This is a genomic window from Gloeomargarita sp., assembly GCF_053491055.1.
Map to the genome: position 1 here is coordinate 31,510 of NZ_JBRCEP010000021.1, position 20,297 is coordinate 51,806.

General features: G+C 51.8%; 20 protein-coding genes. 15 read left to right on the top strand and 5 right to left on the bottom strand.

Annotation, left to right across the window (positions count from 1 at the left end):
* The first annotated feature begins 177 nt into the window (after positions 1-177).
* From ACWISF_RS02195 to ACWISF_RS02210, 4 genes are read left to right on the top strand one after another with little or no spacing between them, the layout of a single operon-like run.
* Positions 178-618, top strand: coding sequence for a peroxiredoxin (locus ACWISF_RS02195; RefSeq protein ID WP_448379953.1), 441 nt, complete (start codon positions 178-180; stop codon positions 616-618).
* A 3-nt stretch (positions 619-621) separates the two neighbouring features.
* Entirely contained in the window at positions 622-1,392 is a 771-nt protein-coding gene (locus tag ACWISF_RS02200; RefSeq protein ID WP_448379954.1) for a pseudouridine synthase, read from the top strand.
* A 37-nt stretch (positions 1,393-1,429) separates the two neighbouring features.
* A complete protein-coding gene (locus ACWISF_RS02205) occupies positions 1,430-2,200 on the top strand; it encodes a helix-turn-helix domain-containing protein (RefSeq protein WP_448379955.1) in 771 nt (256 codons plus the stop codon).
* Positions 2,200-2,754, top strand: coding sequence for a VOC family protein (locus ACWISF_RS02210; protein WP_448379956.1), 555 nt, complete (start codon positions 2,200-2,202; stop codon positions 2,752-2,754). Before ACWISF_RS02205 ends, ACWISF_RS02210 begins: the two co-directional genes overlap by 1 nt.
* A 6-nt stretch (positions 2,755-2,760) precedes the next feature.
* Here the strand turns inward: ACWISF_RS02210 and secD are convergent, their stop codons facing one another.
* The gene (gene secD, locus ACWISF_RS02215) at positions 2,761-4,152 is read right to left on the bottom strand and encodes a protein translocase subunit SecD (RefSeq protein WP_448379957.1); all 1,392 of its coding nucleotides are present in this window, start codon (positions 4,150-4,152) and stop codon (positions 2,761-2,763) included.
* 56 nt (positions 4,153-4,208) lie between these two features.
* Complete coding sequence (locus ACWISF_RS02220) at positions 4,209-4,652, bottom strand: DUF2752 domain-containing protein (protein ID WP_448379958.1); 444 nt, start codon at positions 4,650-4,652, stop codon at positions 4,209-4,211.
* A 50-nt stretch (positions 4,653-4,702) separates the two neighbouring features.
* Here ACWISF_RS02220 and ACWISF_RS02225 point away from each other — a divergent pair, with 50 nt between their 5' ends.
* Genes ACWISF_RS02225 through ACWISF_RS02245 form a run of 5 tightly spaced genes read left to right on the top strand, consistent with a single transcriptional unit; the run spans position 4,703 to position 8,958 of the window.
* Positions 4,703-5,644 (top strand): serine hydrolase, encoded by a 942-nt coding sequence (locus tag ACWISF_RS02225; protein WP_448379959.1) that lies wholly within the window; start codon positions 4,703-4,705, stop codon positions 5,642-5,644.
* Between the two features lie 60 nt (positions 5,645-5,704).
* Positions 5,705-5,929 (top strand): indolepyruvate ferredoxin oxidoreductase subunit alpha, encoded by a 225-nt coding sequence (locus tag ACWISF_RS02230; protein WP_448379960.1) that lies wholly within the window; start codon positions 5,705-5,707, stop codon positions 5,927-5,929.
* A 6-nt stretch (positions 5,930-5,935) separates the two neighbouring features.
* Positions 5,936-7,039, top strand: a complete 1,104-nt coding sequence (locus tag ACWISF_RS02235) for a hypothetical protein (RefSeq protein ID WP_448379961.1) — start codon at positions 5,936-5,938, stop codon at positions 7,037-7,039.
* Positions 7,040-7,054: 15 nt separating this feature from the next.
* A complete protein-coding gene (pheS, locus tag ACWISF_RS02240; protein WP_448379962.1) occupies positions 7,055-8,053 on the top strand; it encodes a phenylalanine--tRNA ligase subunit alpha in 999 nt (332 codons plus the stop codon).
* Between the two features lie 56 nt (positions 8,054-8,109).
* Positions 8,110-8,958, top strand: coding sequence for a tetratricopeptide repeat protein (locus ACWISF_RS02245; protein ID WP_448379963.1), 849 nt, complete (start codon positions 8,110-8,112; stop codon positions 8,956-8,958).
* A gap of 43 nt (positions 8,959-9,001) precedes the next feature.
* Here ACWISF_RS02245 and ACWISF_RS02250 read toward each other — a convergent pair whose 3' ends face one another.
* The 3 genes from ACWISF_RS02250 to crn3 form a co-directional block, all read right to left on the bottom strand.
* Positions 9,002-9,589, bottom strand: coding sequence for an HD domain-containing protein (locus ACWISF_RS02250; protein ID WP_448379964.1), 588 nt, complete (start codon positions 9,587-9,589; stop codon positions 9,002-9,004).
* Positions 9,590-9,591: 2 nt separating this feature from the next.
* Positions 9,592-10,530: a LabA-like NYN domain-containing protein gene (locus tag ACWISF_RS02255; RefSeq protein ID WP_448379965.1), complete on the bottom strand. Its 939-nt coding sequence runs from the start codon at positions 10,528-10,530 to the stop codon at positions 9,592-9,594.
* 61 nt (positions 10,531-10,591) lie between these two features.
* Positions 10,592-11,488: a CRISPR-associated ring nuclease Crn3/Csx3 gene (gene crn3 / locus ACWISF_RS02260; RefSeq protein ID WP_448379966.1), complete on the bottom strand. Its 897-nt coding sequence runs from the start codon at positions 11,486-11,488 to the stop codon at positions 10,592-10,594.
* A 111-nt stretch (positions 11,489-11,599) separates the two neighbouring features.
* On the opposite strand from crn3, the gene ACWISF_RS02265 reads away from it, so the two are divergent.
* The 6 genes from ACWISF_RS02265 to cmr4 form a co-directional block, all read left to right on the top strand.
* Positions 11,600-12,706: a putative CRISPR-associated protein gene (locus tag ACWISF_RS02265; RefSeq protein WP_448379967.1), complete on the top strand. Its 1,107-nt coding sequence runs from the start codon at positions 11,600-11,602 to the stop codon at positions 12,704-12,706.
* A complete protein-coding gene (locus ACWISF_RS02270) occupies positions 12,706-14,046 on the top strand; it encodes a TIGR03985 family CRISPR-associated protein (protein WP_448379968.1) in 1,341 nt (446 codons plus the stop codon). The genes ACWISF_RS02265 and ACWISF_RS02270 overlap by 1 nt, the downstream gene beginning before the upstream one ends.
* Before the next feature lie 160 nt (positions 14,047-14,206).
* On the top strand, positions 14,207-15,337 hold the full coding sequence (gene csx2, locus ACWISF_RS02275; RefSeq protein ID WP_448379969.1) for a TIGR02221 family CRISPR-associated protein: 1,131 nt from the start codon (positions 14,207-14,209) through the stop codon (positions 15,335-15,337).
* 29 nt (positions 15,338-15,366) lie between these two features.
* Positions 15,367-18,363 carry a type III-B CRISPR-associated protein Cas10/Cmr2 gene (cas10, locus tag ACWISF_RS02280; RefSeq protein WP_448379970.1) on the top strand — a complete coding sequence of 999 codons (2,997 nt, stop codon included), beginning with the start codon at positions 15,367-15,369 and terminating at the stop codon, positions 18,361-18,363.
* A gap of 85 nt (positions 18,364-18,448) precedes the next feature.
* Positions 18,449-19,582 carry a type III-B CRISPR module-associated Cmr3 family protein gene (locus ACWISF_RS02285; RefSeq protein WP_448379971.1) on the top strand — a complete coding sequence of 378 codons (1,134 nt, stop codon included), beginning with the start codon at positions 18,449-18,451 and terminating at the stop codon, positions 19,580-19,582.
* A partial coding sequence (cmr4, locus tag ACWISF_RS02290; protein ID WP_448379972.1) for a type III-B CRISPR module RAMP protein Cmr4 occupies positions 19,582-20,297 on the top strand: 716 nt, incomplete at its 3' end. The genes ACWISF_RS02285 and cmr4, both read left to right, overlap by 1 nt.

The following is a 20,297-nucleotide window of genomic DNA, read 5'->3' on the forward strand; positions in this document are numbered from 1 at the left end:
GTGATTAGCATCTTTAAAGTTATTTTAATGTTGGGCTTGGAATTAAGAATCGTAATCATTAGCCCTGGGGTGCCCAGAACCGCCAACCCCGATGCCAGCGCGGTTGTTGCGGCCTTTGCCCAGGCAAGCAGGGAGCCAGCGGCTACAATAGCGATGGCGGATGTTGTGAGGTGTGTGATGGCTCTGACTCCTGGCACGGTTGCCCCGGCCTTCCAGACGATTGATACCCAGGGCCGCCCGGTGTCCCTGGCGGATTTTGCCGGTAAGCGGGTGGTCTTGTATTTTTATCCCAAGGACGATACGCCGGGCTGTACTAAGGAAGCCTGTGGGTTTCGGGACCGCTATGCCACCTACCAGGAAAAGGGCATCGTGGTTTTGGGGGTGAGTCGCGACGACCAGGCCAGCCATCAGGCGTTTGCCCAAAAGTACCAATTGCCCTTTCCGCTGCTGGTGGACACGGACGGGGCCATTACCAAGGCCTACGACGTGGATGGGGGGGGCTACAGCCGCCGGATCACCTATGTGATCAGCCCGGAAGGCACGATCGAGCGGGTGTACACCAATGTCAAAGCCGAAACCCATGCCCAGGACATCCTGATGGATTTGGGGTTGGCCTAGGGGATGGAGCGGTTGCAGAAAATTTTGGCGCACCGGGGGGTAGCGGCCCGGCGGCAGGCAGAGGCACTCATCCGGGCGGGGCAGGTGTGGGTTAACGGTCGGCCAGCCCAGGTGGGGCAAAAATGTGACCCCCAGGTGGACCACATCACCATTGGCGGGCGACCCTTACCCCCAGCCCCGCCGTTGCGGTATTACCTATTCCACAAACCCCTTGGTGTGGTGAGTACCTGTGCCGACCCCCAAGGCCGACGGACGGTGCGGGATTTTTTGCCCCCTGACTGGCCTCCGCTTTATCCCGTCGGTCGCCTGGATTGCGACAGTAGCGGGGCCTTGCTTTTGACCAACGATGGAGAACTGACGCTGGCGTTGACCCATCCCCGCCATGCGGTGTGGAAGACCTACCGGGTGTGGGTACAGGGACAGCCGCCTGCCGAGGTGCTGGCCCAGTGGCGGCAGGGGGTGCCCCTTGACGGGCAGCGCACCTTACCTGCGCGGGTGCGGGTGCTCCAGGCCACGCCCCAAAAAACGCTCTTGGAAATCCAGTTGCGGGAGGGACGCAACCGGCAAATTCGTCGCGTGGCCGCCCAATTGGGTTATCCGGTATTGCGGCTGCATCGGCAGGCCATTGGCGCCATCCAACTGGGGGATTTACCCGTCGGCCATTTGCGCCCGCTTACCCCCCAAGAACGCCGGTTTTGTCAGATGGTCGTCCGCCGACTGCATCACGGCACCCCGGCGGAGACAAAAAGATTCACAGTAAATCACAATAAATAAAAGAGCGATACAGCCATGTCGTGATGGTTTGAGGGCAATGTCCACAAGTACCTACAGTGCCACCCAGGTGGCGCGTTTGCGAGAAATCGGCCAATACCTGCGGCAGGTACGGGAGGAAAAGCACCTGAGCTTGGAAGACATTGCTGCCCGCACCCGGATTCAAACCCGGCTGTTGCGTGCCATTGAGGAAGGCCAGGTGCGGGAATTGCCGGAGCCAATCTATGTGCAGGGTTTTTTGCGGCAATACGCCAATGTGTTGCAACTGAGCGAGGCGCTGGATTTACGGGAATTGGATTTAGCCCCGCCGGTCACCCAGCCCCCCACCCTGCCGGCCCAGACGGGGAGTCCGTTGCGCCCCTTCCACTTGTACATCACCTACTTTGCCCTAATTTTGGGGGCGATTGCCGTGCTTTCTTATGTGTTGGGCAAGTCCAATTCCCCGTCGCCGCAACCCACTCCCACTGCCGTTACCCCGACTCCGGCCACTCCTTCTGCGCCGGTAGCCGTTTCGCCATCTCCTCAGGCCCGCCCGGCCGCACCATCGGAATTGCGGGTGCAGGTGACCTTGACCGGCCAGTCCTGGTTGCAGGTGGTGGCCGACGGGCAGGTGGTGTTTGAGGGGATGTTGAATCCCGGTGCCAAGGAAACTTGGACGGCGAAGAAAACCCTGGTCTTGGCCGCTGGCAATGCCGGCAAAGTGCAGGTACGGGTCAATGACGGTCCCCCCCAACCCCTCGGCGCACCGGGGGAAGTCAAGGAAGTCACCCTCACCCGGGAGCATCCCACGTTGCCGTCGCCCTCCCCGTAATGGTTTTGGCTTGGGAATGGTTGCCTGAGGGTCTGGTGTCGCCCCAGGGGGTGATGGTTCTACTGTTGGTGGGGTATGCCACCGCCTTGTGGCTGTTTTTGCGGAGTGCCCCCAAAGTTTATACGCTGATGACTTCCGACCTGGAAGCCGCCCGTGCCCTGTGCGAAGTGGATTTGGGATTGCCGCGCGCGGAAGTGCCCCTCCATTACTACCACCACTACGAACAGGCCCTGGGGCTGACCGACCCCTTGATTTCTCCCCAGCGACCGGGGGGAACACCGCCAGCCGGTTTTTGGTATCAATTGCGGAAAAATACCCAGTTGCACCTAATTGGGGGCGCGCGGCCGGGGGCGCAAGGGCAGGTACGGCTGGTGGGTTTCGACCGGGATTGTCTGGATTGGTTGTGGCTGCGGGCGCAGATGCGTGCTCTGCCGGGCGAAATTCTCCAGGAGCATCCCCTGCGGTATTGGTTGCGGGGTAGGGATGGCCACACCCTGGAATTGGTCGAGGTCGTGCGCAAACAGCGGCCTGGCCGCCGGCGGTTGCGGCCCTAGGCAGCGTTATCCTTTGGCGAGCACCGATTTGGGGACGTAAAATTCCACCCGTCGCAGCGCCGGAATCGTCAGCGCCAAGAGTAGAAACGTGCGGCTACAGGTCAGCGCCGTGAACATACTGACGGCCACCCCCAACCCCAACGTCAGGGCAAACCCTTTCACCAAACCCGTTCCCAACCAAAACAGCGCCGCACAGGCAATCAAGGTGGTGACATTCCCATCCAAAATACTGCTAAACGCCCGATAAAATCCGGCCTCCACGGCGCGATACAGGCTTTTGCCCGCTTGCAATTCCTCGCGGGTGCGCTCAAAGATGAGAATGTTGGCATCTACCGCCATACCGATACTGAGAATAAAACCGGCAATGCCCGGCAAGGTCAACGTCACCCCCAACAGCACAAACGCCGCGTAGGTCAACAGGGCATAAATCAGCAACGATAAATCGGCAATCAACCCCGGCAACCGATAGTAAAACACCATAAAGGCCAAAACCAGTACCATCCCCCCTGCAAATGCCCAGTAACTCCGCTGGATGCTGTCTTGCCCCAAGGTGGCCCCGACCGTGCGGTTTTCCACAATTTCCACCGGCACAGGCAGCGCCCCCCCCCGCAACTGCACCGCCAAATCGTTGGCCGATTCGGCGGTAAAATTGCCCGTGATCACCGCCGCGCCCCCTGTGATCCCCGCCGCCGCAAATTCCGCACCCACGGTGGGAAAACTAATCAAGGTGTTATCCAAAAAAATGCCCAGCGTGCGCCCGGTACCGGCGATGGATTGGGTCAATTCGGCAAATTTTTTCCCCCCTTCGGCGTCAAAGCGGATCGCCACCTGCCACTGATTGCCCGCCGGCAAGGGCTGGGCCACCGCATCCTTGAGATTTTTGCCGGTCAAGCCCGTCGGTTCATAAAAAGCGGCCAGGGCGGCCTCGGTTTGCTGTAAATCCTTCTGGAGCTGTTGGGGGTCGGCCCCGCTGTTGGGTTGTTTGCGCAGCGCCAACAGTTGTTCGCGCACCAGGTACAGTCGTTGGATTTGTTGGACGTCCGTGCCCGGCTTTTGGCGGCGAAATTCCAACTGTGCCGTTCCCCCCAACACCCGCTCTGCCTGCTGCGGGTCATTGACGCCAGGGAGTTGCACCAGCAACTGGTCATTGCCCACCGTCTGCACCACCGCCTCCGAAACCCCCAACCCATTGATCCGGCCTTCGACCACCCGTTGCACCGCCTCGAGGACGGCGGGGGTAATGTGTTTCACCTGGGGGGTGGTTTTCACCTGGAGCGTCAACTGCGCCCCCCCCTGCAAATCCAGCCCCAACCGCACCGGGATACGGGTGATGACCAAGACGGCCACCAACACCAACCCGATGACCAAAAGCATCACCCACCGTTGCCGACCGACCATAAATGGCTTGCCGCGAAGTTCCCCTTGAATTTTTCTATGATAGGTTCCCCTTGGCCTCACCAGACCACCCGGCCCGGCAATTCGCCCCGCTGGTACCACACCACCAGCCGCACCAGGTAATACCCCAAAAACAGGCCCACCATTCCCCACTGCCAACGCCCCTGCGCCCACCAGCGCCGGTAGGGCAACGGCCAGGGCCGATTGGTGAGCAATTCGGCCACCAGGTGCAGGCCCCACAGGAGAAAAGCCACGTACAGCAGCGGCCCAAAGGCATGGAATTGCACCGCCCGCCGCAGGTCCCCCCGCGCCATCGCCATAAAGGAACGGGTCAGCCCGCAGCTCGGACAGGGAACGCCCGTGACCTGGTAAAACCAGCAGTGCAACCTCGGAAGGGGCCACCCCTGGTTGTACAAGACAGCACCAAGGAGGGGAGCAACCATCAGGGCGAGCAACCCCCACCGTTGGCGCCGTTCCGCAGGGCTAAAGGTGGCACGGCGCATCCTGGGATGAGAAGATAAACCTTCAGGGATTCCTGTTTATTGTACGCCCCATGCCGTTTTACCAACCCCATCCCACCCTAAGCCGGTGGGGAGAAACCCTGCTTGAGGAACTCCAGAGCCGCCACCAGTGTGACCCAACCGACATTGGCATCGTGTGGCTGGTCTATGGCGGCGGTGTGCGGGTAAATACCGGTGGCGCCCTAGACCCACAAACCTTCTGGCAACAGCGGCCCTGGGGCTGGAGTCACCGGGGCGAAGTCAACGTTTATCCTGCCAGCATCGTGAAATTGTTTTACCTGGTGGCTGCCCACGAATGGCTAGAGCAGGGCATGATTCGCCCGGAACCGGAACTCGACCGCGCCCTGCACGATATGATTCGCCATTCCAGCAACGATGCCACCAGCTACATCGTCGATGTCCTTACCGGCACCACCAGCGGCCCCGATTTGGCCCCCGGCCCGTTTAGCACCTGGCAATACCAGCGCAATTTGGTCAACCGTTATTTCCAGTCCTGGCAATGGCCGGAATTCAGCGGCATCAACATCAACCAAAAAACCTGGTGTGATGGCCCCTACGGTCGGGAGCGCGCTTTTTTAGGCCCCCAAGGGGAAAACCGCAACCGCCTCAACCCGCTGGCTACTGCCCGTCTATTCCACAGCATCTTGGGCGGCATTGCCGTCTCCCCCCGCCGTTCCCAGCAGATGTTGGATTTGTGCCGCCGTTCCCTGGCGCCTGCCGACTACCAAAACGACCCCAACAACCAAATCCAGGGTTTTTTGGGGGAAGGATTGCCGCCGGAGGTGCGCCTGTGGTCCAAGGCCGGTCACACCAGCCAAGTCCGCCACGACTGCGCCTACGTGGAATGGGGGGATGACCAAGCCTATCTCCTGGTGGTCTTTACCGTCGGGGAACGCCACAGCCGGAATGCAGCCCTGTTGCCGGACCTAAGCCGGTGGGTTTACGAGCGCCTACAGCAGCAACCCCTGGCATAACCTCTTGCCCATGCTACCCTGGAAAGGGACGCCGGTGCATCTATCTGGCAACGTGGCGCTATGGCTCATACCATTGTGACCGATGTATGCGAAGGGGTGGCCGATTGTGTCGCCGCCTGTCCTGTGGCCTGCATTCACCCTGGCCCTGGCAAAAACGCCAAAGGCACAGATTGGTACTGGATTGATTTCAGCATTTGCATTGACTGTGGCATCTGTTTGCAAGTCTGCCCCGTCGAGGGCGCCATTGTGCCGGAAGAACGCCCGGAATTGCAAAAAACCCCCTGACCCACCATGTCCCCTGCTCCGCTTTGGCAACGGGTACAACAGGGAGAAACCGCCGCCATTGCCACTGTGATTGAGCGGCTATGGCCTGAGCACGAGGTGCACGTCACCGTTACGCGCCCAGGCGATCATTACCGCATTGCCATCCAAGGGAACCCGTTGCCGCCCTTTCACCTTTTGGTCAAGCAAATTGACCAGGAATTGTGCCGCTATAAACTGCCCCGCGCAACCCCCATCCAACTGTGTGTTCACACTGGAACAAACACCTGGGAAACCGATTTTTTGCTAGGGGATACATTGCAGCGTATTCCTATGTCGAATCGCCGACCGAAAAGGTCTTCTGCTCCCCTGGAAATTCCGCTGTGTACCCTTGATGCCCGTGCAAAAAACAGCCTGTGGATTGGGGCTATCGTTGGCTTGGGGCTGTGCTGGCCGTCCCTATCCCGGTTTGTTTTGAGCTACCTGGTGATCATCATTCACGAATTGGGGCATACGCTGGCGGGGTGGCTGATGGGTTATCCTTCCTTTCCGGCTTTCGATTTCATTCATGGCGGGGGCATCACCTTGCAGTTACAAGAACGGTGGGCGTTGATCCCCGTACTCATTTACAGCGGCTTGGGCGGGTTGCTGTATTATTTCCGCCGCAATCATTTGACCGTGATGGTGATTATTAGTGGTGCGTTGCTTTATACAGGGATGTACTTTACCAGGGTCAATCAATTATTTTTTTTGGCGATGGGGCATGGCTGCGAGTTGTTGTTCATCGGTATTTTTTTGTACCGCTCTATGACCGGCTGGGGTTGCCAACAACCGGGCGAGCAGACGCTCTATGGAGTTTTGGGATTTTTTATGTGGTTTTACGACCTGAATTTTGTGCGGCAGTTGTTGTTTGACCCCCAGATGCGCGCCTTGTATGCGCTAGGCAAAGGCGAGGTATTGGATCATGATTGGGTACGTATTGCCGGGGAATTTCTGCGGGTGGATTTATCCCTGGTGGTGGTCCTTTTTGGGGTATCCTGTTTGCTGACACCTTTGCTAACCTGGGGCTTGTATCGTTACCAGAACTATTGGCGATATGGTTGCGTCCAACTACTGCGGCGACAGGCTGAATAGGGGGAAGCAGGGCTGATGGCAGCGTTGGCGGATTTGGCGCAGGCGTTACAGCGGTTGGAAGCGCAGGGACTGGCGGCGATTGGGGCAGCCACGTCTTTGGCGGCTTTGGAGCAACTGCGGGTGAACTATCTGGGCAAAAAGGGGGAACTGTCCCAGATTTTGCGGGGCATGGGCCAACTGCCACCGGCGGAACGTCCGCAAATAGGCGCTTTGGCCAACCAGGTAAAAGACCGGCTGCAGGAAGCTTTGACGCAACGGGTCACCGCCGTCCAAGCAGCCCAACTCCAGGCCCGTTTGCAGGCGGAGACTTTGGATGTGACCATGCCGGGGTGGGGCTATGCCCCTGGTCGTGCCCATCCCCTACAAGCCATGATCCAGCGGGTGCTGGCGGTTTTTGTCGGTTTGGGCTACCAGGTGGTGCAGGGGCCGGAGGTGGAAACCGATTATTACAACTTTGCCGCTTTGAATTTCCTGCCCGACCACCCGGCGCGGGATATGCAAGACACCTATTATTTGCCCGATGGCCGGTTGTTGCGCACCCATACATCAACAGTACAAATTCGGTACATGGAAGTCCATCAGCCACCTGTGCGGATTGTGGTGCCGGGGCGGGTCTATCGGCGGGATGCGGTGGATGCCACCCATTCGGCCATGTTCCATCAGGTAGAAATTCTGGCGGTTGAGCGGGGTTTGCGGTTTACCGATTTGAAGGGGACGCTGATTGCCTTTGTGCGTGCCTTGTTTGGGGATATCCCCGTGCGGTTTCGGGCGAGTTATTTTCCGTTTACCGAGCCTTCGGCGGAGGTGGATTTGCAGTGGCGGGGGCGGTGGTTGGAGGTGCTCGGTTGTGGCATGGTGCATCCCAATGTCCTGCGCACGGTGGGGTACGACCCGGAGCAGTACACCGGTTTTGCCGCCGGGTTGGGGATTGAGCGGTTGGCCATGATCTTTCACGAAATTGATGACATTCGCCGGTTTTACACGAGCGATTTGCGGTTCCTGACCCAGTTTTGAGATAGGCATTACAATTGAGGGGAGTCAGGACTGGTAAACGCAAAGGGCGGTTGACGATGGAGCAAACAGGTAAATCCCTCTGGGGTTGGGTGTTGGGGCTAAGTCTTTGCCTTGGGAGCGGGCCGGGGCAGGCGATGGTGCCCTACGTACTGGAATTGCGTCCTGAGCAGTTGGAAGCGCAAGGGGTGGACTTGGCGCGGGAAGTCGGGGTGTTGAGTGAAGTGCAGGTTTTAGATGGGAAACGGGCGATTGCCAATGCCCGGCTGGCCACCCAACTGGCTCCCAATCGCTTTGAACCCTGGGTGATTCTGGCGCAGTTATATCTCCGCCAAGACAATCTAAAAATGGCCACGACCGCGCTCCAGGAAGCCTACAGAATTGCCCCAGATAACCCTGCTATTTTGTTCACTTTGGGTTCGCTGGCGTTGCGGCAGGATAACTATTCCCAGGCCTTGCGCTATCTGCAGGCGGGTCTAGCCATCAAACCAGATAACGTGGAAGGGCTATTCAACCTAGGCAACACCTATTTGAAACTCAATCAATATCCCCAGGCGATTGCCCAGTATCAAAAAGCCATTGCTCAGGATAAAAAATTCTGGCCGGCGATTAACAATATCGGTCTAGTGAATTTTGAGATGGGGGATCGGGAGTCAGCCCGCCGTCATTGGCAAGCCTCTTTGAAAATTGACCCCAAAGCCGCCGAACCCATGCTGGCGCTGGCCGTTTTACACTATATGCAGGGGCAAAAGAAAAAGGCTATACAGATGGCGGAAGAGGCGCTGAGAATTGACCGTCGTTATGCGAAAATCTCCTTTTTGATCGAGAATTTGTGGGGCGCCAAATTGATTGCTGCCACCAAGCCTCTGCTGGCAGAACCCAGTCTCAAGCAGTTTTTGACGGATTAGTTTTACCGTTGGTATCGGCCCAGAATGTTCCTATTGATTGCACTTACGGCGTTGCAGCATCAGTCAACCAATTCACGACTGTTTGCAAATCCCTCGCCAAGGGGGACGGGCGACGACGGTTAAAAAGCTCGGCCAAATTTTGGTAATACCACAACGTACCTTCTTTGCCAGCCGTAAAGCGTGCCCAAAGTGCTTCTCCCAACTGCTGATAATCCCGCCAAATACATTGGGCATTGTGCAATTTATCTGCATTGGCGATGAGCAAAACCGCCTCATCAACCGCCTCTAAATGTTGGAGATAAGCTTTTTTTCTTTGCCACCAATCTGCTTTTTGCCCCTCACCATGCGTATCGGTGCAGTTTAGGATCATGTGTAATACGTGCGTCCCAAATTGGGCGGCAATTTCCCGTTCAATCACCTGCCGGGAGCGACCACTGTATTGAGGCGCATCTTCTAAACTGTCGTGCAAAAGAGCGGCAATCGCCTGGTCTTCATTCGCCCCATGTTCAAGAGCCAGCGCACTCACCGCCATCAGATGGCTGATGTAGGGAATAGAAGTACCTTTTCGCACCTGGTTTTGATGCAATTCATGGGCGTAAACCAAGGCTTGGGCAAAACGAGTACCGAGCATTCTCACCCCCTCATCAATGAGCACGTTTGTTTGGCCGGTAAGGAAATTACTTTACCAGCAGTTGTGCAATATCTGGCCAAATCCCGAAAGGGGAATTTTTGCTGCAATTCTTGATTGGTATTCTTGCCAAAGGCCGCCACCGTGACCTGCACCCCTTGTCGGTGCAAATAATCCAAAGCAGGCACAAAGTCCCCATCCCCACTCATCAGAATCACATGGGCAAAGGGATTGGTTAATAAATCCACAATCATCTGCCCATCCAAATTGGCCTTGGTGGCGCCGTTGGCAAATTGCGTCACCGCTTTCAGATGCAGTTGCACGCCCATGTGGCGTAAATCCCGATGCAAACGCCGTTGTTGCAGATTGTTCGGGTCATAACCGCTGTAGAAATGAATTGCCTGGGCGGGCATATCCTTGGGCAATAGGCGGGGAATCAGTTGTGCGTAATCCAACTCCACCCCCATCTGCCGGGCGCTGGCGTGGAGATTGGCTCCGTCAATGAATACGCCCACCCCTTGGCGAGGAATCATCCCCTGCGCCAACATATCCACCTGAGTTTGCAATTGCATCACTCGGTCATTTAACTGTTGCACTTGGGGCATGGTTCCCACTTCCATGTGGCGCAACCGCTGCTGCAGCAGGTGAATTTGTTGAATGATTGGGACAGTATATTGCCGAATTGCCGCAGAGCTGTGACCATTGGCAGTTAAATCATTCACTTGGGTTTGTAGCCCGTGAATTTGGTCAGCCAATTGTGTCATCAAATGCTGATTGCTTCCCGATCTTTGAGCAATTTCTTGCTCAAGAATATGGTGAATTTGTTGCCATTGCCGCTGCTGCCAGAGAACTACCGCCGGCAATAGCCCAAACACCACCTGTCTTGTCCACAGGGTTAACAGAAGCCCACCGCTCCATAACCCCGCCTTTGCTACTAGATTCATTTGTATTTGCTCCTTACCTAAAGGACAATCTTCTTGTACCTCTAATTGGAAATACACCCTTCTAATTCGTAGGCAGAGCGAGGTTACGGAACAGGTTAACCAAAAGGGGCGGTGCCGAATCAGGGGGCATACCCAATGCCATCTCTAGATAGGGAAGTTCCTGGCGCACCTGTTGACCTTTGCCCGGGTAAGTATGGACAATGCCCAGCAGTTGTAAATTGCCCCGTTCTGCACAGAATTCATGCCACATGGGAACAGCGTGCGGTTCCCGACTTACTACCAGGTAGTGGGTGCAGGCTTCCAGAATCGGTTGTTTAGCCGGGTCAACCTTACCCCCCACATCCACAATCACCAACTGTTTTTGCCGCCGCAGATTGAGGATTGCCTGGGCCTGAAACGGGAAAAACTCCTGTGTTTGTGCCCCCCGATGCTGTTGTTTGAGCACCTGACCTTGCCGGTTGTCCGGGATTTCCAGGAACCAATTGCCCTCCCCATCCCAGTGCGCCCGTTGCAGGTACACATCCGGACAAGTAGGCAACAGGGCTTGAAACAGGACATAACTCAGGAGACTTTTGCCGCTGTGGGGGGGACCCACGACCATCACCGCTGCCGCCAGCCGCGCCCGTTTTCCTTGAGATTGGAGATGCAGTACCTCCCCTAGCCGCACCTCCGGGTGGTGTGTACTGACAACCACTGCCCCCAGACGCGGGTCATAACAGGCCACCCAGCGCGTATAATGGCAGGCATGAACCAGCCAACCGTACAACCAGATGGGGGCACGTCCCGTGAGAATCACCCCTTTTTGGGGGTCCAACTCAGACGGCAGACGCAACGCAGGCAAATCCTGCGGAAACATCAGCCGATCCGGTCGTAACAACTCAATCTCCACCACCTGACACGCCAAACCCGTTTGGGTCACCTCCGGGCGCCAGTGGAAACACACCGTAGGCAAAGACATCATCATTACCAAATATCTAATCTAGGGGGAATCATAAAGTTTTCTGGAAGGATAAAGTTCCAACCCTGGCTACTCTGGTTATGATGATATAACCCAAAAGGTAGGTGAACGATGTTTGCTACGGTGATGGTTTCCCCCTGCGGCACCAGCACGCTGACCAATCAAGCCGATGGTGATATAAAAACACTCCTCAATGAAACCGCAGATAGTCGAGAGCAAGACTTAACCTCAGAACAAAAGTTAATTTTAGAACAATACATTGATCAGCGACGGTCAGAAATCCTGCAAGCTGATATTGCCAAAGTGCGCAAATGGAGTGCCGAGTTAAATGGCATTTTAAGTTATTATCAGGGGCAGATTCCTCCCAAAACAGACATACATTTTTTATTAGCAACTGCCACCTATCAAGGGCAAAAGACGGCGGGCATTATTCAATCCTGGTTAGAACAACATGGGTGTTGCGTCCAAATTGCCAACGTCTCACAAGACTTAAATGTGCGTAGTGCAGATAAGTTTCGTTTGGCAATGAGTGAGTTGGTCGAGTGGGCAGAAAACACCTTGCCAGGGTACCGAAAAAGTAATTATAAAATTGTGTTTAATCTCACAGGCGGGTTCAAAAGTGTGAATGGTTTTCTCCAGGCGATGGGAATGTTTTACGCCGATGAATGTGTGTATATTTTTCAAAACTCCAGCGAATTGTTGCGGATTCCCCGCCTGCCCGTGAAACTTGACCCAGAGGGCATTATTCGTGAAAATCTATCTATCTTTCGTCGTCTAGCACAAGGTGAAACTCTGCCCTTAGAAATGTGTCGTGCCATTCCTGAAACATTGCTTTATCAAGTTGGGGATGAAGTCGGACTTTCTGAGTGGGGTAGATTACTCTGGAACCGTTGCAAAGATGACTATTACAGTGAACAGTTGCTCGAACCTCTGAGCCCAAAAATCCGTTATTCAGAAACCTTCCAAAAAACATTTGCTTCCTTATCGCCAGACCGGAAGAGGATTATTAACGAACGCCTGGATCAACTAAGTCGCTGTTTGGAAGGAAACCAAAATGATAACCCCAAATTCCTAGATTTCAAAGCACTTAAGGGAAATCCCTGTCCACCCTCAACCCATGAATGCGATGCCTGGAGTGACTTGGATGCAAAACGCATCTTTGGGCATTTTGAACATGAAACTTTTGTGATTGACAAGCTCGATAAGGGGTTGCACTGATGGAATTTGATTTACCCTTAAGCGTTTCTATTTTAGATTGGTTATCAGGTCATCGCTTGGCCGAGCGATTGAGCTTTTCTGTACGGCTATGGGTGCTTTTGCACAAACTTTATGACGATGACGAGGGTTGGAGTGATTTACCTGAAGCGTTTACCTATACCGATATTCGAGATCGGTTATTGTCACCTGCCCATCCTCGCCAAGACCCAAGTCATGGGCAAAAAATTCTCTGTCCTGACCCAGAATGTATTTGTCATATCCCATTAAGCTCCTGGGTGGAACCGATTGCCGATGAACTGCGAAATGCTCTAGCCGTACCCGAACCGACTTGGGAAGTCTATCTCGCCGAAAGACCCTTTAATCACTCCCATCGAACCCTCCGCAAAACCCTACCTCATTTGGTAGAAAGTGGTTGGCTCAGGTCCCTCCCCAATGCCAAATTTATGCGCTTGCCCTTGGATCATTTACCCCAACCACCTGCTGGGCATCATGCCGAAGCGTTATCTCTAATTTACAGCCTTAATATGTTAAATGATATTGCCTTTATTGACCCTCGCATATCCTTATTACTTGCCAATTTACAGGAGAACAGCTACCAAGAGCAACGTACTTTTATTCACCTAGATTTTATCTTTTCACCGAACACTCAAGACCAGGTAGATGACCTCCAGTACCAACTGAATGAGATATGGTCCCAACCAGAGACTAATCCTATAGAATTTATCTACAATACCCGCTACCATGGTCAGCAATCAATGATTACCTACCCGGTCTGTTTATTTTATGCCCGCAGAGCCAAATACTTGAGCGCCTATGGTCAAACACCAAATCAGTCTTGCGGTTGGTATAACTTCCGTCTTGACCGGATTATTTCTAAAAAGTTTAAGGTTCTAGACTGGTCAGATGTGAGAATCATGCCGGATTTATTAAATCTAAGGAAGCGCAAGAAACTACCCACACCAGAACAAGTACAAATGGCATGGCATGAAGCATGGGGGACGGACTTTTATCTAGAAAAAGCTTTGATGATTTTACGATTTGACCCAGAGTTTGCCCGTCGCTATATTGATGGAACGGAACGACACCCAACATTTCAGAGAGTTTCTTACCAAAGAATTCCGCAATTGATTCGTAATCATCCAGACCAGCAACAAATTCAACAGATTTTACAACAGCGTTCCCCTAACGATGCCTACTACCAAGCTCAGGTGCGGCTGGGTGATACTGATTTAATCATGCGTTTGCGGGATTGGCGACCCAATGGCGAAGTAATTGCTCCCTTAAAATTACGGGCACAGATGCGTGCTGAAGCCCAAAAGGAATTGAGCTTTTATCAATAACAATAAAAAGAGGTAGATAATGACGACATTAATTACCACAATTGGAAATACAGAATACACAGAGACAACCTATTGCTTCTCCGATCAGAGCTGTTACAGAACTTGCTATGTGGCAGAAGCAATCGCTTGTATAAAAAACGTGGATCAAGTAGTTTTTCTGATGACCGAACAAGCCTGTGCGAAACACTGGGAGAAATTACAAGAGCGCTTTCATAGTCTTGAGCCTGTTATTAGCATTACGAAAAGGGATATACCAGATGGCAAAAATGAGACAGAAACTTGGCAAATTTTTGATGCTTTAGTAGACACGGTACCTGCCAACTCTCAAGTGATTTTTGACATTACCCATGCGTTTCGTTCAATTCCTCTATTCGTATTATTAGCTGCCTTGTTACTTCGCAAAGCAAAACAGGTAGAAATCCAGGGGTTATACTATGGTATGTATCAGAAAAACGAGATAGAAACTCCAATCATTGACTTGACTCCAGCAGTGCGACTGATAGACTGGCTGACTGCAACGGATAAATTCATCTCGACTGGTTCAGCGGTCGAGCTAGGAGGTTTATTACGAACAGTACACCAGGATTTTTATCGTTCACAAAAATTGATAAAAGATGTACATAAACCGACCAAACTACAAAATTTTGGTCGAGCGATTCAAGATGTTTCTCGCTCTATTGAATTGATAAGACCTGTACATTTGCTCCGAGAAGATTTACCAAAATTGATAAAGCATTCTACGCCAGAACTCGAACAAGAAATTGGGGTGTTTTCTAAGCCATTTGGTCTAATGTTAGAACAGGTACGTCAGAGCTATATACCACTTGCTCTATCTCATGCCAACGCCAGTGCCATGGAACAAATATACAAGCAGTTTTTACTTTTGCAATGGTACGTAGAAAAGCAATTTACAATTCATGCACTCTTGATGGCGCGTGAGTGGGTAGTTTCTGCCTTATGTTTACTAGATGGACGAGAAGATTATCGCAAACGTGAGCATCGTGAACAGATTGAGAACCAACTTAACGCTATTAGATTTGGAAAGGATCATCCAGGGTCAAATCTAACAATTACAACTCATATTACAGACGTTAAGACTCTTGTGGATTTCTGGAGCCGCTTGGGTGACTATCGCAATGATATTGCCCACGTACAAATGAATGAATCTCCGCTTGATAGTCAGGTTCTAGAGAGATTTGCCCTTAATGAGTTAATACCCACTTTACAATCCCTTTTTCCCTCTCTAACCCAATTGCCCGAATTGGAAGTGGTTAATTCCAACAGATGTTAACCTAAAATTCACTGGAAGGAGGAGGAGCCATGACTCAAAAGCACTACTGGCAGGCTAAAATCTGGGGGTTACTACACGACCCAGCCTTGAAAGCGCTACATGATGTTTCGGGTCGGGCAAGGGAAGGAGTTTGGCCGTTATTACAGGTTATGCAGGATTGGGTTTCTCCCAAATCGGATGGTGCTTCTGATTATCAGAAATATATTGGTGATGCGGATTTGATTGCATCTGCCAGTGACCGCTCAGCTATTGGCAATTTGCCTGTTGCCATTGATTACCAAACTATTGACCGGGGTTTGACGCTTGGCACCGGACTGGAAATCACTCATTTATTATCAGCGGAGACAATTTTCTGGGAATTGCAAGATGATGAGCATTACAGCTTACAGATAGCTGGGAACCGAGCAGAGTATTTACGAGACTGCGAAGAGTCAGTTATTCCTGATTCGATTAAAGCATCTGACGATTTTCAAAAAGTATTTTGGTGGTTCTGGCGATGCTTCCCAGAGGCAATCTGTCGAAAGTTTAATGATGATAGTTTGATGCTCATGCCTGCGGAAACTCGTTTACCGGATGCCTCCATTTGGAGTCATGCAAGTATTACCTCGGCGCTGGCGGGATGTTTAGCAGGATATACGGAGCCACAGAAAACCCGTCCCTATCTGGCTACATTTACCTTTAGCCCGATCCAAGAAATTATCAAAGCTAGTCGTAAAATGCGGGACTTCTGGGCCGGGTCTTGGTTATTGCATTACCTATCAGCTAAAATTTGTTGGAAATTAGCCCTGAAATACGGGCCGGACTGCTTACTTTATCCCAGTTTATATGCTCAACCTCTGATTGATTATTGGTTATTAGAAAAATACTCAGATTTTGCAGACTGGGTTGAAAAACCATTGGCGGAAAAATTGCTAACAGCGGGGTTTCCGAATGTGATCATGGTATTGTTGCCAAAGGACAAAGTTAAAGCCGCTATGCAGATGGCTCAGCAAACGTTACGGGAAGAGTGGTTACATTTAGCTGAAAAGGTACTTAGATTTTTACAAACGGAGCGACACTGGATGCGTGACCTAGATGAGTATGACCTAACGTGGCAAGGTTGGCTAGAACATCAATGGCAACATTACTGGGCGGCAGTTCCCTTGGGTCATCCTGACTGTTCATTGAAAGATACAGGCATTCTACGTTCTCAAAAGTCGATTGATGAGGATCAATGGGTAAGGGCCCAGAATCAAACCTATCACTTGACTGATAAACAGCGATTATTTGTGGATCAAGAGCTGGCATTTTTGCGTGCGAGTTTCATTGATCCTAAGACTAAAGAACGTCGGCAACATAAGCCTGGCGTGAATATCGGTTCTTGGTGGGCAGCAGTGGTGGATGAAACCCGCAAGGTACAAGCCGCCTGTAAGAATGCTCGTGATTGGCAGCTACCTGTAGCTTTTGGTCCTCGTAGTACCATCTCTGGTATCGGCTCGGTAGTGCATCCCTCTACGAGAAATCAACGGCTTACGGAGGGAGAAAGCAAGCGTCTGTGGGCGCGAAGTGCAGGACTTTTTGATGGCCGAGAACAGCTCAATGCTACTGAAACTGTAAAGCGGGTTCTACATAAAATTTTGCCAGAGCTTTTTCCTGGTTGTGGAGAGGAGAAAATTGCTGCGTCCTATCCCGATTTAACTGGTGGTGTCGCCGGTTACCTTAAAACGCATGGACCCAGAGAGAGGGAACATTTTGAACGTGCTTGTAGAGCGATTCAACAACAGCATCCCTGGGTCAATGAGGTTATTCAGGATATGTGCAATAAATGGGGAATTCCTTGGGCCGATGAAAATCAGCAAGAATTTCAGTATCACCCCCGTTTGTTAAATGCTGGTTGGTTAGTAGAAGATGCTCCTAGGGATAAGGTTGCGGATGATGGAAGGAAGTATCAGTACGAAATTAATCAAATTTTGAAGAAGTTTTATCCCGGCGTCAACCCGTCAAATTGGTATGTGCTAGCAGCAGGAGATGGCGATGGTATGGGCGATTGGCTCAAGGGTAAAAAAATGAAGCGATACTATGACTACTTGCCCACACCCCTAAAAAATCTGGCTGATGGGTATGAACAACAAATTGGTCATGTGCGTGATGCCCAAGAACTTAAAGAGGTTCGATCTCAATTTAGTGAGTTTGTTAAAGATCAAGAAATAAAGAAACGCATGGGGCCATCTACCCACAGTGCTTTGAGCCGGGCGCTATTGGATTTTTCCAATCAACTTGTGCCTTATTTGACGGAACAACGTTATGCAGGTCGTTTGATTTATGGCGGTGGGGATGACGTTTTAGCTTACACTAATTTATGGGAATGGGATGAGTGGTTGTGGGACATTCGTCAGTGTTTTCGCGGACAGAATGACCCTGCGGGAGAATTCGAGAATCGGGGCAATTACTGGCAATGGAATAAGTCAACATTGCCCAAGGGGTTGAGTAAGCGTCCCTTATTCACAATGGGTTCAACAGCAACCATCAGTTTTGGTGTTGTGATTGCGCATCAATCCGTACCATTGGCGATTGCTTTAGAGAATCTTTGGGAAGCAGAAAAACAAGCCAAGCAACATATAGACGAGCGGGGCAATAAAAAAGATGCCGTGCAGGTGCGGGTACTTTATGCCAATGGTAATCAGCTACAGGCTACGAGTAAATTTGAGACATTTGATAAATGGAAAGACATTTTAGACTTTGACTGGAAGAGATATAATTTAGAGGAGGAGGAAGGTTCTCTGTTTGAACAAGCTGCACAAACATGGGAGCAACATCCTGCCCCGACACAAGCGGCTATCTCAAGTTGGGTTATTACTTTTTGTGAACGGCGGGATATATTTCAAGGCAACAAAGACGCAAAGGATGATTTCTGCCAAAAGCTCGGTGCATTCCTGGAGCACCTCTGGGATTATACCCAAGCATGGCAACGAGACAGGCAAATTCAAAATTGGTTAAAATTGGCTGCTTTTAACTTGCGCAACCGCTATATTAAACTTGGGAGGTGACAGCTTTGTGCAATTATCATGTGATTAAATGTTCTCTTCTACTACTTTCATCCTTTGTGCCTAACTGTGATTTGCAAGGAGATTTATGGCTAGCTTGTGGTACACGTTGACACCCCTTGATGTCCTGATGTTTCGGGATGCAAAGCCGTTTACTCCCGGTGAGAGGGCTTGGGCGAGTGGACGTTTTCCACCTACAGGTCATGTAATTAGTGGTGCGATTCAAACCTACTTACAAGAACGAGTTACCTTACGTATCCGGGGTCCATTTTTGTGCTTTGACGAGCAACTGTATTTTCCTAAACCCCTGCATCTTCATAAAGGTTTTCCAATGGTACCGATTCCCTGGTTGCCGAAGGAAGATAGCTATGGAAAATGCCAGTGGGATCAGACTCGACCTGCACCTTTGATCAGCCGGGATCATGCTAGCGGATCGACCAAGGATCAAGGTACGACCTATTTCTCTTCGACCCAGATACTTAAATTGTTGAAGGGAGAACAAGAATCTATAGGTGAGGGGGTTCTTGAACCTTTTTACAGAGAAGTTCGTCCTCACAATACCCTTCATGTAGGAAAACGGCAAGTCAAAGAGGAGGGGGGTTATTTTGTAGAAATTTCTATCCGGCTCAAGTGGGGATGGAGTTTGGCTGTTTCCCTAGAAATACAGGATGAACAAACCCGTACCTGGCATCCTCTAAATTTACCGGAAGGAACACACCTACGTTTGGGTGGAGAGGGACATCAGGTATTGGTAAACCCCTGTTTAGAAATTGCTAGGCAGTGGCAGGAATTACAGAAGATTTCTCAAGCTAATTTTCAAAGTCAAAAAAGATGCCTGGCCTATCTGGTTACCCCCGGTGCATTTGTTCGTAAAACTAATGGAGTTTCTATGTGTCGTGCTTGGCCTTGGGAGTGGAAATTAGTATATCCTGGCAATGCTAATGCTTTACCAGGACCATTGGTCAGCGTAGCTACCGATAAACCCATTCCAATCAATGGTCGGACGCGCGCCTTCAATAATACACAACAAGAAATATTTAGTTTACCTGCACCCCAAGTATTTGCGGCACCGCCAGGGAGTGTGTACTACTTGGAATACCCTACTTCCTTGATGCAGGATAATGAAATAGTCAATGGTATGCCCAATCCAGTACATCGGTGGCGGCAACTGGGATACAGTGAAATGCTTTGGTTGGCCAATCCATTTCAGGAGATTCAATGATGGAGATTGTGTATTTAACCTTGCTCTCGCCATTGCACACCGGCGGCACCACCCAAGAAGGCAACCTCTTGGGCATTGCCCGCGAAGCCCACACCAACTTGCCCTACATTCCTTCCAGCACCATCCGCGGCAAATTGCGGGCCAGCGTGGCCCAGAAAGAGTTAAAGTTCGAGCTCTTTGGCAACGAAATTGGGGAAGGGGATCAGCTTACCCAAGGCTCCATTTGGATTGGGGATGGATCCCTCTTGTGGGTGCCGGTGGCTTCCCTCAGCCACGGCGTAGTCTGGATTAGCTGCCCCCTCTTGCTCAAGCGCTGGCTGCGGCTAAGTGGCCAGCAGTTGCAGGTGCCGGATCCCTATAGCACCAACTTGGAGACAAACCGGCCCATCTATCTCAAGGATGCCATCCTGAAAAATGGCCTGAAAAAGTGGGCCAACTGGCAAGACTTTGTCAAGTCTTCCAGCATCACCCGCGTCATCGTCTTGCCGGATCAGCACTGTGCCACCCTTATTCAAATGAGCCTGTGGCGGCAGGTGAAAGTTAAGCTCAGCGAGCACAAAGTTGTAGAAGGAGGCTTTCGCTACGAAGAGGCCATTCCCCCCGATAGCTTGATGTACTTTACCTGGGGGGTAACAGCCCAAGCCAATGGCAGTTCCCAAAAAGCAGTGGAGCAATTTCGGAAGCTTCTGCAGGATAACCAGCTTCTGCAAATTGG

Bases quoted from the DNA above. Each gene is read 5' to 3' on its own strand.
- ACWISF_RS02195 (WP_448379953.1), top strand. From the start codon at position 178: ATGGCTCTGACTCCTGGCACGGTTGCCCCGGCCTTCCAGACGATTGAT.
- ACWISF_RS02200 (WP_448379954.1), top strand. From the start codon at position 622: ATGGAGCGGTTGCAGAAAATTTTGGCGCACCGGGGGGTAGCGGCCCGG.
- ACWISF_RS02205 (WP_448379955.1), top strand. From the start codon at position 1,430: ATGTCCACAAGTACCTACAGTGCCACCCAGGTGGCGCGTTTGCGAGAA.
- ACWISF_RS02210 (WP_448379956.1), top strand. From the start codon at position 2,200: ATGGTTTTGGCTTGGGAATGGTTGCCTGAGGGTCTGGTGTCGCCCCAG.
- secD (WP_448379957.1), bottom strand. From the start codon at position 4,152: ATGGTCGGTCGGCAACGGTGGGTGATGCTTTTGGTCATCGGGTTGGTG.
- ACWISF_RS02220 (WP_448379958.1), bottom strand. From the start codon at position 4,652: ATGCGCCGTGCCACCTTTAGCCCTGCGGAACGGCGCCAACGGTGGGGG.
- ACWISF_RS02225 (WP_448379959.1), top strand. From the start codon at position 4,703: ATGCCGTTTTACCAACCCCATCCCACCCTAAGCCGGTGGGGAGAAACC.
- ACWISF_RS02230 (WP_448379960.1), top strand. From the start codon at position 5,705: ATGGCTCATACCATTGTGACCGATGTATGCGAAGGGGTGGCCGATTGT.
- ACWISF_RS02235 (WP_448379961.1), top strand. From the start codon at position 5,936: ATGTCCCCTGCTCCGCTTTGGCAACGGGTACAACAGGGAGAAACCGCC.
- pheS (WP_448379962.1), top strand. From the start codon at position 7,055: ATGGCAGCGTTGGCGGATTTGGCGCAGGCGTTACAGCGGTTGGAAGCG.
- ACWISF_RS02245 (WP_448379963.1), top strand. From the start codon at position 8,110: ATGGAGCAAACAGGTAAATCCCTCTGGGGTTGGGTGTTGGGGCTAAGT.
- ACWISF_RS02250 (WP_448379964.1), bottom strand. From the start codon at position 9,589: ATGCTCGGTACTCGTTTTGCCCAAGCCTTGGTTTACGCCCATGAATTG.
- ACWISF_RS02255 (WP_448379965.1), bottom strand. From the start codon at position 10,530: ATGAATCTAGTAGCAAAGGCGGGGTTATGGAGCGGTGGGCTTCTGTTA.
- crn3 (WP_448379966.1), bottom strand. From the start codon at position 11,488: ATGTCTTTGCCTACGGTGTGTTTCCACTGGCGCCCGGAGGTGACCCAA.
- ACWISF_RS02265 (WP_448379967.1), top strand. From the start codon at position 11,600: ATGTTTGCTACGGTGATGGTTTCCCCCTGCGGCACCAGCACGCTGACC.
- ACWISF_RS02270 (WP_448379968.1), top strand. From the start codon at position 12,706: ATGGAATTTGATTTACCCTTAAGCGTTTCTATTTTAGATTGGTTATCA.
- csx2 (WP_448379969.1), top strand. From the start codon at position 14,207: ATGACCGAACAAGCCTGTGCGAAACACTGGGAGAAATTACAAGAGCGC.
- cas10 (WP_448379970.1), top strand. From the start codon at position 15,367: ATGACTCAAAAGCACTACTGGCAGGCTAAAATCTGGGGGTTACTACAC.
- ACWISF_RS02285 (WP_448379971.1), top strand. From the start codon at position 18,449: ATGGCTAGCTTGTGGTACACGTTGACACCCCTTGATGTCCTGATGTTT.